This window comes from Anaerosporobacter sp. (assembly GCF_965301125.1).
Genome location: NZ_CBDLAM010000002.1, coordinates 20,668 through 35,524 on the forward strand (window position 1 = coordinate 20,668; position 14,857 = coordinate 35,524).

Genomic DNA, 14,857 nt, shown 5'->3' on the forward strand with positions numbered 1-14,857 from the left:
AAGTCGAATAATATTTTAAAGACTAATATGATATAATAATTGAAAGGTTATTGATACAAATGGAAAAAATACACACAAACAAACAAAGAATTTATTTTTTTGATAACCTAAAAGCGATATTAATACTTTTAGTAGTTATGGGTCATATGATTGACCTAGGTGCTTACAAATCAGATTTAATACGTTTTATTTATTTCTTTATCTATTATTTTCACATGCCATTATTTATTTTTATAACTGGTTATTTTTCAAAAAACACGATTAAATGTAGGGAACAAGTTTTTGACAGATTTTTTATTCCATATGTAATTCTTGTAGTTTTATCATTCTTACAAATACGTTTTATGTTACCAATAGAGGAGGGAATACCTGGATTTAGGGTTCTTAGTCCTCCAAGTAGTCTTTGGTTTATATTAGCATTAGTAGTTTGGAAATATTTGCTCCATGATCTTGTTAAAATTCGTTATGTTCTATTCTTCTCTTTTATTGGTGGATTGCTGGTTGGATTTAGTCATGAGTTTAGATCCATTCTTGCACTAGGTAGAATCGGAGCATTTACATTCTTCCTCTTGTTAGGATATTATGCTAAGGAAGAGCATCTTGAACGAATTAGGAAAATTCCTAAATTGGTAACTTTAGCAAGTACTGTGGTGATAGCTTTCGTAGTTTATTATTTAGCATGCATTAAGGAAATAGATTTAGAAAATATTTTATGTAGTACACATTATGATGATAATTCTTCCATGGAGGGCTTTTTTTATAGAGGAGTTTATTATATAATTGCTACCATAATGATTATTGTATGTATTAATTTGGCATCAAATAAGAAATCAATATTAACAACAGTTGGTCAGAGGACATTTACCATTTATTATTTCCATATGTTTTTCATAAGGTTTATTGAGTCATATGGTGATAACATTACGATTTTTAAAGAAAACGAATGGGTTTACTTTTTATTTGTTGTATTAAGCTCCCTTCTTATAGTTTGCTTGTTATCTCTTAAATGTGTACAAACATTCTATGACAAAGGAGTGGATTTGGTAAAAAAGATAATCTTCCGACCTGTAAAATAAATAATTTAATAGAAGTGTTGTAGGAGGAAGACGATGAGACATGGATTTGTAAAAGTTGCAGCAGCCACACCAATGGTGAAGGTAGCCGACACAGCATATAATACCGAACAAATTATCGAACTTATTAATAAAGCTGCGAAAGAGAATGTCCGAGTTCTTGTATTCCCTGAACTTTGTATTACAGGTTATACATGCGGTGATTTGTTTTTACAGAATGCGTTGTTAACAGCTGCTAAAGAATCGTTAATAAAGATTGTACGAGCAACCAAGAACCTGAACATGGTAGTAGCGGTGGGATTACCAGTAATGAAACTAGGGAATTTGTATAATGTGGCCGCTGTAATTTTTGATGATAAATTATTAGGTATGGTTCCTAAGATAAATATCCCTAATTATTCAGAATTCTATGAAGCAAGATATTTTGGTAGAGGCAATGGAAAGGTAGAGTATATTGATATTCTTGAAGAAAAACAGATACCATTTGGTTCTAACCTTTTATTCCGTTGCAAGGATATGCAAGACTTGGTAATTGCTGCAGAGATTTGTGAAGATATCTGGGTGCCGATTCCACCTTCTTCTAATCATGCGTTAGCAGGTGCTACGATACTCGTCAATCTATCTGCAAGTAATGAAACAACGGGAAAAGATATCTATAGGAGAGCTTTAGTAAGTTCCCAATCTGCATCAACAATGAGTACGTATATCTATGCCAGTGCTGGTGAAGGGGAATCTACGTCTGACGTTGTTTTCTCTGGTCACAACATTATTGCAGAGAATGGTACTATCTTAAAAGAAGCACCACGTTTTACTAATGATTTAACTATTACAGAAGTTGATATTCAAAAGGTTGTAAGTGAAAGAAGAAGAATGTCTACATTTTGTACAAGCAATGATGAAAACTATACATTTGTAGATTTCGCATACGCAGATCATATATATCAAGATCGTTTAGAAACAACATTGACTCGAACATTTGATAAGACACCATTCGTTCCAAGCAACAAAGATCAAAGGGATAAGCGTTGTGAAGAAATCTTGAATATTCAGGCTCTTGGCCTTAAGAAACGTCTTATGCATATCTGTTGCAAGAATACAGTGGTTGGTATCTCTGGTGGCCTTGATTCTACATTAGCGTTGTTAGTTATGGCGAAGGCATATGATATGATGGGATTAGATCGTAGTAACATGATAGCGGTCACTATGCCTTGCTTTGGCACGACGGATCGTACGTATAACAACGCAGTAACATTAACGAATAAATTAGGTGCAACATTAAGAGAAATACCTATCAAAGATGCAGTTTTACAACATTTTCATGATATTGGACATGATGTTAATGTTCATGATATTACTTATGAGAATGCCCAGGCTAGGGAACGTACTAAGATATTAATGAATGTCGCTAATCAAGTAAATGGCATTGTTGTGGGAACAGGAGATATGTCAGAACTTGCCCTTGGATGGGCCACTTACAATGGCGATCATATGTCTATGTATGGGGTTAACTGTTCGGTTCCTAAGACGTTGGTACGTTATCTCGTAGCATATTACGCAGAAACTCTTGAAGATAAAGGACTACAAGAGGTCTTACTAGATGTATTGGATACTCCAGTTAGTCCAGAGTTATTACCTCCAAAAGAAGGTGAGATTTCGCAGAAAACAGAAGATTTAGTTGGACCATATGAGTTACATGATTTCTTCTTGTATTATGTTATGAGATTTGGTTTTACTCCAAGTAAAATCTTTCGTATGGCACGAATTGCCTTTAATGGACAGTATGAAGATGCTATTATCTATAAGTGGTTGAATACATTTTATCGAAGATTCTTCTCACAACAGTTTAAGAGAAATTGTCTTCCTGATGGCCCTAAAGTTGGTAGTGTTGCTGTATCACCAAGAGGCGATCTTCGTATGCCAAGTGATGCAAGTAATGCCGTATGGATGAAAGATTTAGAGAAGATTAAGATAGAGTATGAACTATAGGTAGAAGAGCAAAACTCTGTATACATTTTCATAGCTTCTTAGCTACGTACTATAACACGAAACACGCTACACATCTTAGTACTTAGTAGTACTATAGATGTTTCGCTATTGTTTCTTAGTTATAGTACGTAGTTAAGAAGCAAGTTTAGGTAGTTAAGAGTTTTGCAGATTTACTGTATTGAAATTAAATATGAACAAGTTATATTTACGGATAGGAGAAATAGATATGGAATCATTTGATATTGAAGATTTTATAGAGGAAGTTAAGTTTCAGATGACAGAGTACGATGTGCTTGATGAAGGAACTATCCTAGATTGGGAGAAGAAAGCACGTGCTTATATTATGAAACAAAAGAATAACAAGAATATTATTATTAAGTCTGAAGATGAGGTCTATATCAAGATTAAAGATGAATCAGTAATGGAACGAATTGCACTTGAGTATTATCGTGCTTTTCGTGATAAGGATATGGACGGTTATTGGAAAAAATTCAGATTGTAAATGGCAAAAGGGAATGTACTAGCTATTGTAACCAGCTAGTTACATTCCCTTTTTATGTAATTTTTATTTTGTTGTATATACCTTTATTTTTTTTCTGCTTTTTCAAGCGTTGTTTTAACAGCATCTAACAGAAGTGTTTGGGTAAACTTACTGTTATCTGATAATTCAACGGAATCAATATCGCCTGTTTTACATAGTTGCGTTTCGATATCATCAAGAGAAGGTTTGAGTAAAGGATACATTGTAGTTACTGTTTCATTAAGATTCGTTATGCTGACTGAATTAATGTGGCTTTCATCGACAACGACTTCTATGTTTAGTGAAGTCTCTCCTATCGTTAATTCAGATGTCCATACTCCTGCTGTATATTGTGCTGATTCCTTAACATCAGGTTCCTTCTTCTTGTCTGGTAGAAACATAAAGATGAGAAGTAATATAAGAAGAATACCCAAGCCAGCAAATATTGCTGTGTAAATTATTTCTTTTAGCTGTATAATTACAATCTTAGTTTTTGACATCTTTTATCCTCCATAAGTTTCGTTATTATAGTATATTGTCTGACTAAAGTATTTATGATAAATATTGGAACATTTCTTGAAACCTTTTTGTTAATAAGGAATGTACATGCTGAATTTTAGCACCTAATTTCAGGACTTAAATTGATAGGAACATAGTATACGGATTTAACGGATACTGGAAATTATATATTCTGCCATTCTACGCGTTTTATTATGAGTGTTATCATAATAAAAGGGTTAATAAAAGATTAATCTATAATACTTGTTTATTTGTTTATTCATCGAGCTTTCTGCTGTTGTATCAATACGTAGAATAGCAAAACTCTCGATAGTGTAGATGTGCTTCTTGGCTGCCCTACTATGACTAAGAAACAATAGCGTAACATCTATAGTACTTCTCAGTGTGTTCTGAATAACCTAGGAAGACGAGGCATGGAAGCCGAGTCAGCCGTGCGATGTTGAAATTACAAGCTTTTGATTACCTCTGTATCATCGCACTAGGGAGGCAGGATGCCGAATCGAAGGCGTTTCCGCATCATTTGAGAATATACTGAACACACATAGAAGTACTTAGATGTGTAGCGTGTTTCGTGTCATAGTAGGGCAGCCAAGAAGCTATTGAAAATGTAACAAGAGTTTTGCCTTCAAAATTTTACATATAAAGAGGAAAAGACTTAGGCTAGACGTATGATAATATTTGATGTACCATTGGATATAGGCAAAAAATGAGGAGGAGGCTTGTATGTCGTTACAACTTATATTAGGAAGTTCAGGTACGGGAAAATCCCATCGCCTGTACCAAGAGATCATTAAAGATTCGATGCAAAGTCCAGAGACGAATTATCTAGTAGTAGTTCCAGAGCAGTTTACGATGCAGACACAGCGTGATATGGTTGCAGCGCATCCAAACCATGGAATTATGAACATAGATATTCTTAGTTTCATGCGTCTTGCTTATCGTGTATTTGATGAATTAGGAGGACATGAAAAGGTTGTTCTAGAGGATACTGGTAAGAGCATGATACTAAGAAAGGTAGTAGAGAGTAAGAGCGAAGAGTTAAATATCTTCCAAAGCAATGTTAAGAAACAAGGATTTATCGGTGAATTGAAATCTATGCTTTCTGAGATTTATCAGTATAGTATTGAGCCAGAACAATTAGAGAAAACAATTGCACAGGTGGAAAATCGCCCCATGCTTCAGAATAAATTACAAGATATCCTTACGGTATATAAGGGATTCAGTGAATATATAGAAGAAAAATATATCACCACCGAAGAAATTCTTGACGTGTTGTATGAGAAGGTTGAGAATTCCCAGTTTGTTCGTGATAGTGTAATCTGTCTAGATGGCTTTACGGGATTTACCCCATCCCAAACGAAACTTCTTACCAAGCTTATGCGCCTATGTAAGAAGGTCTATGTTACGGTGACCATTGATGAGAGGGAACAAAAGATAGCAGATGAAGAATATCAACTGTTCCATTTAAGTAAGAAGACAATTGCATCACTACAAGAGATTGCTATTAATGAGCAAGTTCCTATGGATAAGCCAATCTGGATAGCAGGAGTCTCAGAAAACAAGGTACCATATCGTTTCTTAGAGAGCCCTGGTTTAGCCGCGCTTGAGAAAAATCTCTTCCGTTATCCACGCGTTTCTTATAAGGAAGATGTTAAGGATATCAGTATTCATGTTGCGAAGAATCCAGCGGAAGAAGTGGCATTTACAATCGTGCAGATTAAGAAGTTAATAAGAGAACAAGGATACCGTTATAAGGATATCGCGGTTGTTAGTGGTGATATCGGAACATATGGACGAATTATAGAGAATGATTACGAGCAAGAGGGGATACCATTCTTTATTGATAATAAGAAAGGAATTCTAAGCAATCCTGCGGTTGAACTGATTCGCGGTGTATTAGACGTGATTCAACGAGATTTTAGTTATGAAACCATGTTTCGCTATCTTCGTTGTGAATTGGTGGATATATCCAAGGAAGAAGTGGATAACTTAGAGAATTATGCCCTTGCTATGGGGATAAGAGGCTATAATTTGTGGAATAAGGACTGGGATCGTTCTTATAAATCAAGAAGTAAAATTGATTTTATCCGCCTAAATGAAGCAAGAAAGAAAGCAATTACTGGACTAGATGAATTACGTGTTAAGAATAAAGAAGCAAATGTAAGAGAGGTAAGTACAGCCATCTGTAAATTCTTGATCGACAAGCAAGTATCAGCTAAATTAACGGACTATACAAAGAAATTTGAATCCATTGGTAAACTTAGTCTAGCAAAAGAATATAAGCAAGTATATCGTATGATTCTTGATTTATTCGACAAGATGGTTGAACTTCTTGGCGAGGAAGTTATGCCGCTAGATGAATATAGCAAGCTATTAGATACAGGATTTGAGGAGATTAAGGTGGGTATCATTCCTCCAAGTATTGATCAAATCGTTGTTGGAGATATTGAGAGAACTAGATTAAAGGATATCAAAGCTTTATTCTTCTTAGGAGTAAATGATGGATTAATTCCTAAATCATCGGATAGTGGAGGACTTATTTCTGATATGGAAAGGGAGGTTCTATTACAGCATGAAGTAGAATTAGCTCCAACCAAACGCCAGAAGACATTTACAGAACAGTTCTATCTGTATCTGAACTTAACAAAACCCAATAAACATCTATATGTAATCTATAGTAAAGTAGGTATGGACGGAAAGGCAAAGAAGGCCTCCTATCTAATAGGTAAGTTAAAGCAGATCTTTCCAAAGTTGCAGATACAGGATTGTGATAACCAAAAAGGGGAACTTTCGTATATCTTGGCAACAAGACAAGGAATTCAATATGTAATTGAGCAGATTCGTGAATTTTGTGATACGAATCAAGCATTACCAGAGGTAGAGAAAGTTGAAGTTAATCAAGAAGGTACATCAGGCATTCTTGATATAGGAACAGATACATTCAAAGAACTTTATAGTTGGTACTGTAGTGATCAGGAGCGTCGTAAGGCTTTAGATACTGTGCTTGAAGGGGCTTTTTATGAAGCTGAGGATAATTCCTTGCCAAAGGCAGTAGCGAAAGCACTATATGGCAATGAATTGTCTGGTAGTGTTACGAGATTAGAGAAATATGCCGCGTGTGCATTTGCGCATTTTGTTAGTTATGGGCTAGGTTTATTAGAGCGTCAAGAATATCGCCTTGCAGTTCCTGATATCGGAAATATATTTCATAAGGCTATCGATCTCTTCTCTACGAAGGTGAAAAATAGTGAATATGAATGGTATTCCATACCTGACGAAGTAAGAGAGCAATTTACGAAGGAAGCAGTTGAAGAGGCAGCGCTAGACTATGGAAATCAGGTCATCTTAAGTAGTAAGCGGAATGCGTATATGCTTGAGAGGGTAATGCGTATTACCAATCGTACCATATGGGCGTTGTGCACCCAAGTAAGAAAAGGTAAATTCAAACCAGAGGCATTCGAATTACAATTCTCATTCCTTGATAATTTGGAATCCGTAAATGTGAATTTGATGGAAGATGCAAGAATGCAATTACAAGGACGTATAGACCGTGTAGATGTATATGAAGAACCGGAGAAGAATCGAATCTTAGTGAAGGTTATTGATTATAAATCAGGACACAGTGCACTTGATATGGGACAAATCTTCTATGGATTGCAATTGCAGTTAATGGTTTATCTAAGTGCAAGTATGGAATTACAACAAAAGAAGAATCCAGACTTAAAAGTTGAACCAGCAGGTGTATTCTATTACAATATCGATGATCCGATTGTAGATAAGACAAGTGACGTAGAAACAGCGATTCTTAAGGAATTAAGGATGAACGGTCTTGTTAATGATGACATGCATGTAAGCAAATACTTAGATACGACTTTCATGGATGCAGAAGGAAACATCAATGGTTCTGTTAAGTCAGATGTTGTTCCGATAGAAACCAATAAAGATGGATATCCAACGAAACGTTCCGCAACAGCCTCTAGTAGGCAATTCAAAGAGATGACTGAGTACGTAAATCATAAGATTGTTGAAATTGGAAGAGAAATCTTAGATGGAAGGGCAGAGGTAAATCCTTATAAATTAGGAGAACGTACTGCTTGTGATTACTGCGCCTTTCAAGGAATCTGCGGATTTGATGTAAAGCTACCAGGTAATCGATACCATCAATTAAAGAAGTTGGAGAAAGAAGACGTATTTGCTAAGATGGAATGCGTATTCAGAAAGGAGGAGGAGTAGATGGCAGGAGTTTCATGGACAAGTGACCAGCAGAAGGTAATCGATCTTAGAAACCGCAATATCTTAGTTTCAGCTGCTGCGGGTTCTGGTAAAACCGCGGTACTGGTTGAACGTATCATTAAGATGATTTCAGAAGGAGAGAATCCTGTTGATGTAGATCGATTGCTAGTCGTTACATTTACCAATGCAGCGGCAGCTGAGGTGAGAGAGAGAATTTTACAGGCAATTGAGAAGAAACTAGACAGTATGCCTGATAATAAACATCTTCAGAAACAGATGATGTTAATTCATAGTGCGCAAATTACAACCATTCATAGTTTTTGCTTGAATGTAATTCGTAATCACTTCAATGTAATCGATTTAGATCCCTCCTTTCGTATTGCAGATGAAGCAGAGTTAACTCTTCTTCGAGCTGATGTAATTGAGGAATTATTAGAGGATCAATATGAGAAAGCAGAAGAAGATTTCACTACATTCGTGGAATGCTATGCAAGTGGTAAATCCGATGCTGCATTGGAAGAATTGATTATACAGTTATATCGTTTTTCCATGAGTTATCCATGGCCTATGGAATGGTTAGAAGCACAAAAAGAGTCCTTTGCTTTAGAGTCCGTAGACAATCTGAAAGAAACAGAATGGATGAAGGGATTATTAGAGTACATTAAATCCATGACAGGTGATTTAATGGCCCGTAATAAGCAGGCAAGAGAGATTGCAAATGGAATCGCCGGGCCGTATATGTATGATGAGGCTTTACAAGAGGACCAGTTGTTAATTCGCGATTTAATGGAAGCAGAGTCGTATCATCAGTATTCTGAAATCTTAGAAAATCTAAAGTGGAAGGCCTTATCTCGTAAAAAGGATGAATCGGTTGATGTTTATAAGAGAGAACAAGTAAAGGCAATTCGTGATGAAGTGAAGAAAGCTGTTACGGATATTAAGAAGAATTATTTCTATCAATCGGAAGAGGAGATGTTAGCGGATTTACAAAAGGTAGCTCCTGTTATGAATGTATTGATAGATTTGACAATAGAATTTACTAGTCGTTTTGCAAAGGCAAAGGAAGATAAGAATCTAGTTGATTTTAATGACTTAGAGCACTTTGCATTGAATATTCTTGTTAATAAGGAAGATGGTGAAGTAAATTCGTCAAGTGTTGCAGATGATTTAAGCGAGTACTATGAGGAAATCTTAATTGACGAATACCAAGATAGTAACTTGGTACAAGAAACCATATTAACTAGCATCTCTAAGAAAAAATTAGGAAGAAATAATCTGTTCATGGTTGGTGATGTGAAGCAGAGTATCTATAAATTCCGTCTCGCTAGGCCAGAGTTATTTATGGAGAAATTCCGCAGATATTCTGTGGAAGATAGCGAGGAGCAAAGAATTGACTTACATGCTAATTTCAGAAGTAGAGCGGTAGTTCTTGCTTGTACGAACTATATCTTCGAGCAGATTATGACAAAGCAATTAGGCGACATTACTTATGATGACGATGCAGCACTCAATCCTGGAGCTGTGTTTGAACCTACGGACGAGAACATCTCGGCTACCACAGAAGTTTTACTTGTGACGGATGAAGAATTTGATAAGAGGGAAGAACTTTTAGCAAATGAGGTTGGGGAAGCACAAGCTAAGGAAGAAGTAACAGAGCTTGATAAAGAGGAAGAGGAATACACAGTAAGAGAACTTGAGGCTAGAGCAATTGGGCTTAGAATTAAAGAATTAGTGCAACCAGAGACTGGACTGAAAGTATGGAATAAGGAGAAGAAATGTTACGAGACCGCTAGGTATAGTGATATTGTGATTCTTCTTAGAACCATGAGCGGTTGGTCACAGACATTTGCAGATACGCTTATGGCAATGGGAATTCCAGCATTTTCTGATACTCAAACAGGCTATTTCTCTACCATAGAGATTCGAACAATCTTAAATATGCTACGTGTGATTGATAACCCAAGACAGGATATTCCGTTAACAGCGGTATTGCATTCAAAGATGGTTGGATTATCAACAACAGATCTGGCAATCATACGTGGTGCCAAGGAAGATTGCGATATGTATGATGCAGCGAAGCATTATATGGAGACATATTCTAGCGAGGAAGTAGCAGAGCAGTTAGATACAGATGAGATCGCAGGAAAACAAGAAACTGATATAATCGTAAACAAACTTACGTCATTCTTTCAAAGATTAGAGAGTTACCGTGATTGCCTCGCCTATACCTCTATACACGAGCTAATTTGGTTTATAATACAAGATACTGGATACTATAATTATGTATCTTCCATGCCTGCAGGTGATCGACGTAAGGCCAATATTGATATGTTAATTGAGCGTGCGGTCCAATATGAAGCAACCAGTTACCATGGTTTGTTCCAATTTATTCGATATATCGAGAAATTGCATAAGTATGATATTGACTTCGGTGAAGCTGTTACGGTAGGAGAAGGCGAGAATACCGTTCGAATTATGAGTATTCATAAAAGTAAAGGGCTTGAATTTCCTATTGTATTCGTGGCTGGTATGAGTAAAGTATTCAACAACCAAGATGCAAGAAGTAAACTAGTTCTTCATCCAGACCTAGGTATTGGTCCTGATTATGTAGATCCAAAGCTACGTATTAAATCACCAACGCTATTGAAGAAATTCATTCAAAAGAGAATTGTGCTTGAAAACCTAGGTGAAGAGCTACGTGTTCTATATGTTGCCTTGACCCGTGCCAAGGAGAAATTAATACTAACTGGATATGTACCATCAGTTGGTGACAAGCTGAATAAATGGGCTGATACAAAGGATCAAACAGATCGTGCTCTGATGTTTAAAAAGCTTGCTGGATCTGGTAATTATTTTGATTGGATTATGCCTTCACTAATAAGACATAAAGACTGTATAGATTTACTACAGCAGTATAATATTTCACCAGGTGTTAATATTGAACCCAATAAAGAGCGAGATATCGAAGCTAATTTTGAAATCAGAACAGTTGATGTACTTCGTACTGTTGAAGAAGAAGTAGCAAGACAACTTGTCAATGCAGATAAGAAACAACAGTTACTGGAATGGGATCCTGATAAAGTGTACGAAGAAAACATTAGAGATGAGATTCATGAGCAATTAAGTTATGAATATCCATTTTCCAATGAGGTAAAGTTACATGCTAAGGTAACGGTATCCGAATTGAAGAAAATAGGTCAGATGATTGATGATGAAGAAAGTATGAAGTTGTATGAAGAAATAGACTCAGAGAAAGCTGTAATAGTAGATAAAAATGGCTTACAACTTGGCAAAGAAGAAGTGAATCAACAAGATGAAGTAAGCCAACAAGAAGAAATAGATAGCAGTCTCTACCCTAACTTTATGCAAGAATCTGTACCAGTACAAGGAGCCAGAAGAGGTACCGTATACCATAAAGTATTAGAGTGTATTCCGATACTTGAAGGGCCAACGATTGTTAATATAAGAGAAGCAATTACCCAGTTAGTTGAGAAAGCTATACTCACAGAAGAAGAGGCAGCAGTTGTCAATCCTTATCAGATCCTTGCATTCATGAAATCGGACATAGGAAGAAGAATCAAGCTTGCTTCCAGTCAAGGAAAGATCTACAGGGAACAACAATTTGTATTCTCTATGAAAGCCAATGAGATTCGCCCAGACTTAATGAGCGAAGAGCCAATCCTAGTACAAGGAATTGTAGACTGCTTCTTTGAGGAAGATGAAAAGGTTATCATCGTGGATTATAAAACCGACCATATACCTAAAGAGGGAGGAGAAGAAATCCTTCGTAATAGATACAAAATCCAGTTGGATTATTACCAAAGGGCCATCGAACAGATAACAGGTAAGAAAGTAAGTCAGAGAATACTATACTCTTTTGCACTTGAAAAAGAAGTAGAAGTATAAAGGAAGTTACCTGAAAATTTAGCTTTTCTTGCATAATATGATTACCTATGTCAATACTCTAGAAAACTTATAAATTGAATTTGTAAATCAAGGAGTATAAAGTATGACGAAAAAAAATGAAAACCCAATTGATTTGAATCATATAAAACCAGAAGAACAGTTAAAATACGAGGTAGCAGAAGAACTGGGATTACTACCTAAAGTACTAGAATCCGGATGGAAATCATTATCAGCAAAAGAATCTGGAAGAATCGGTGGAATAATAACGAGAAAGAAAAAAGAAATGAAAGCGGAAGCACTGAAAAGCGAAGAACTTCAGGAATAACAAGAAAAATTATCGGCTATTACTAACACTTGCCTTCGCTCGCCATTGTTAGTATAATGTCAGTAGCATAAAATCCATGTTTTTATATAGAATAAATAGGATTCAAATGTTAAAAGGTCTTAATAAAGTTAATGATGAAGAAACAAAAATATTTATTCATTCATTAACTTACCAGTACTTGTGTATCAATAAAATAAAAATCAAAACTCTGAGCCACGTAGATTAGCTTCTTAACTGCCGAACCAGCGTGAGCTGAGGCAGGATGCCGAATCGAAGGCGGTTCCGTACCATTATGATACCCTAATGTACACACTTAGAAGTTCTTAGATGTGTAGCATGTTTCGTGTCATAGTACGACAGTTAAGAAGCCATGAACACATATCAGAGTTTTGTACTAAAACTAATAATGCACAAGTACATCAATACCTTAAGATGAATAAATATTTTTGGTTCATCATCTGAATGCGTAAATAGACCTTTTGACTCCCCCACTCCAGAGATAACAAAAACATGGATAGAAAGAAATGATGGTGACAATATGCAGGCATATACAGGGTTTGCACAGGTTTATGATATGTTCATGGATAATATTCCATATGATAAATGGTGCGAATATTTAAAACAATTATTAAGGGAAAATGGTGTAAAAGAAGGAATTGTATTAGACCTTGGTTGCGGAACAGGTAATATTACATCAAGACTATCTAAGTCTGGATATGATATGATTGGAATAGACAACGCTGAGGAAATGCTATCAATAGCCATGGAAAAAGCGTTGGATGAAGAAGAATCTATTCTGTATCTATTGCAAGATATGAGAGAATTTGAACTGTACGGAACCGTTTCTGCTGTGGTTAGTATCTGTGATAGTATGAATTACATTATGGAAGAAGAAGATTTACTTAAGGTATTTCGCTTAGTAAATAACTATCTTGATTCCCATGGTGTATTTATCTTTGATATGAACACAGAATATAAATATAAGACAATTCTTGCAAATAATACCATAGCCGAGAATCGTCATAATGGTAGCTTTATCTGGGATAATTATTATTATCCAGAAGAAAGAATCAATGAGTATGATTTAACCATATATGTGAAAGAAGATTTTGGTGAAGAGGATTTGGATTTATCTGAGGAGGATTCTGAAGAGGATGAATCCTATGAGGAAGAAGGACAAGTTTTCTATCGCTTTGATGAGAAACACTATCAGAAAGCATATTCTTTAGATACGGTAAAATCATTGTTAGAGAAAGCGGGACTTGAGTTTGTATGTGCATACGATGCATTTACACATAATCCAGTAACAGAAACAAGTGAAAGAATCTATATTGTTGCGAGAGAGACACATCAAGACAATAAATTCTATACGAACGAATAAATAGGAGGACTTCAATGTCAGATTATATAGTTAGAGCAACAGCTGCAAATAGTCAGATTCGAGCATTTGCAGTGACTTCAAGAGATTTAGTAGAGGAAGCAAGATCTCGCCACAATCTTAGCCCTGTTGCCACAGCAGCACTAGGAAGACTACTCACTGCTGGTAGCATGATGGGAAGTATGATGAAGGGTGAGAAAGATCTTCTTACCTTACAAATCAAGTGCAGCGGCCCAATTGGAGGGCTTACTGTTACAGCAGATCCGAAAGCAAATGTAAAGGGATATGTTGTGAATCCAGATGTTATGTTACCACCTAGTGAACAAGGTAAATTAGATGTTGGTAAGGCACTTGATTTAGGTGTTATGAATGTTATTAAAGACATGGGATTAAAGGAACCTTATGTTGGACAAACGCATCTTGTTTCTGGTGAAATTGCAGAAGATTTAACCTATTACTATGCAACAAGTGAACAAGTACCATCATCTGTTGCTCTAGGTGTGTTAATGAACAAAGATAATACAGTAAAACGTGCAGGCGGATTCATTATTCAGTTAATGCCATTTGCGGATGAAGAAGTGATTGATAAATTAGAAAAGAAAATTAAAGAGATTACTTCCATAACAGCGTTACTTGATCAAGATATGACTCCAGAGATGATTCTAGATTACGTATTGGGGGATTTCGGTGTAGAGATTCTTGATACACTACCAACGAAATTCTATTGTAACTGTACAAAAGATCGTGTGGAGAAAGCTATCGTTAGTATTGGAAAGAAAGAAATCCAGGAAATGATTAACGATGGAGAATCGATTGAAGTAAATTGCCATTTCTGTAACACACACTATAATTTTTCGATTGATGAATTACAGGATATCATTAAGAGAAGTAAGTAAGGCTTGCGCCTGTCAACTATG

9 protein-coding genes are annotated in these 14,857 nt (G+C 35.9%); 8 read left to right on the forward strand and 1 reads right to left on the reverse strand.

What is annotated here, in order from left to right; genetic code table 11:
• Positions 1 to 59: 59 nt before the first annotated feature.
• The 3 genes from ACW2QF_RS00435 (at position 60) to ACW2QF_RS00445 (ending at position 3,561) form a co-directional block, all read left to right on the forward strand.
• Complete coding sequence (locus ACW2QF_RS00435) at positions 60 to 1,076, forward strand: acyltransferase family protein (RefSeq protein ID WP_455714043.1); 1,017 nt, start codon at positions 60 to 62, stop codon at positions 1,074 to 1,076.
• Between the two features lie 33 nt (positions 1,077 to 1,109).
• Positions 1,110 to 3,059: an NAD(+) synthase gene (locus ACW2QF_RS00440; RefSeq protein ID WP_455714015.1), complete on the forward strand. Its 1,950-nt coding sequence runs from the start codon at positions 1,110 to 1,112 to the stop codon at positions 3,057 to 3,059.
• Between the two features lie 226 nt (positions 3,060 to 3,285).
• Positions 3,286 to 3,561: a hypothetical protein gene (locus ACW2QF_RS00445; RefSeq protein WP_455714016.1), complete on the forward strand. Its 276-nt coding sequence runs from the start codon at positions 3,286 to 3,288 to the stop codon at positions 3,559 to 3,561.
• 83 nt (positions 3,562 to 3,644) lie between these two features.
• On the opposite strand, the gene ACW2QF_RS00450 is transcribed toward ACW2QF_RS00445, so the two are convergent.
• The gene (locus ACW2QF_RS00450) at positions 3,645 to 4,079 is read right to left on the reverse strand and encodes a hypothetical protein (protein ID WP_455714017.1); all 435 of its coding nucleotides are present in this window, start codon (positions 4,077 to 4,079) and stop codon (positions 3,645 to 3,647) included.
• A 742-nt stretch (positions 4,080 to 4,821) separates the two neighbouring features.
• Between ACW2QF_RS00450 and addB the strand changes: the two genes are divergently transcribed.
• From addB to hslO, 5 genes are all read left to right on the forward strand, one after another.
• Positions 4,822 to 8,331 (forward strand): helicase-exonuclease AddAB subunit AddB, encoded by a 3,510-nt coding sequence (addB, locus tag ACW2QF_RS00455; RefSeq protein ID WP_455714018.1) that lies wholly within the window; start codon positions 4,822 to 4,824, stop codon positions 8,329 to 8,331.
• Positions 8,332 to 12,237 (forward strand): helicase-exonuclease AddAB subunit AddA, encoded by a 3,906-nt coding sequence (addA, locus tag ACW2QF_RS00460; protein ID WP_455714019.1) that lies wholly within the window; start codon positions 8,332 to 8,334, stop codon positions 12,235 to 12,237. It begins immediately after the preceding gene.
• Positions 12,238 to 12,340: 103 nt separating this feature from the next.
• Positions 12,341 to 12,562, forward strand: coding sequence for a small, acid-soluble spore protein, alpha/beta type (locus ACW2QF_RS00465; protein WP_455714020.1), 222 nt, complete (start codon positions 12,341 to 12,343; stop codon positions 12,560 to 12,562).
• Positions 12,563 to 13,100: 538 nt separating this feature from the next.
• A complete protein-coding gene (locus ACW2QF_RS00470; protein WP_455714021.1) occupies positions 13,101 to 13,943 on the forward strand; it encodes a methyltransferase domain-containing protein in 843 nt (280 codons plus the stop codon).
• A 14-nt stretch (positions 13,944 to 13,957) separates the two neighbouring features.
• Positions 13,958 to 14,836 carry an Hsp33 family molecular chaperone HslO gene (gene hslO / locus ACW2QF_RS00475; RefSeq protein WP_455714022.1) on the forward strand — a complete coding sequence of 293 codons (879 nt, stop codon included), beginning with the start codon at positions 13,958 to 13,960 and terminating at the stop codon, positions 14,834 to 14,836.
• Positions 14,837 to 14,857 lie beyond the last annotated feature (21 nt).

Excerpts from the sequence above, each read along its gene's own strand:
- ACW2QF_RS00435 (WP_455714043.1), top strand. The coding sequence starts at position 60 with ATGGAAAAAATACACACAAACAAACAAAGAATTTATTTTTTTGATAAC.
- ACW2QF_RS00440 (WP_455714015.1), top strand. The coding sequence starts at position 1,110 with ATGAGACATGGATTTGTAAAAGTTGCAGCAGCCACACCAATGGTGAAG.
- ACW2QF_RS00445 (WP_455714016.1), top strand. The coding sequence starts at position 3,286 with ATGGAATCATTTGATATTGAAGATTTTATAGAGGAAGTTAAGTTTCAG.
- ACW2QF_RS00450 (WP_455714017.1), bottom strand. The coding sequence starts at position 4,079 with ATGTCAAAAACTAAGATTGTAATTATACAGCTAAAAGAAATAATTTAC.
- addB (WP_455714018.1), top strand. The coding sequence starts at position 4,822 with ATGTCGTTACAACTTATATTAGGAAGTTCAGGTACGGGAAAATCCCAT.
- addA (WP_455714019.1), top strand. The coding sequence starts at position 8,332 with ATGGCAGGAGTTTCATGGACAAGTGACCAGCAGAAGGTAATCGATCTT.
- ACW2QF_RS00465 (WP_455714020.1), top strand. The coding sequence starts at position 12,341 with ATGACGAAAAAAAATGAAAACCCAATTGATTTGAATCATATAAAACCA.
- ACW2QF_RS00470 (WP_455714021.1), top strand. The coding sequence starts at position 13,101 with ATGCAGGCATATACAGGGTTTGCACAGGTTTATGATATGTTCATGGAT.
- hslO (WP_455714022.1), top strand. The coding sequence starts at position 13,958 with ATGTCAGATTATATAGTTAGAGCAACAGCTGCAAATAGTCAGATTCGA.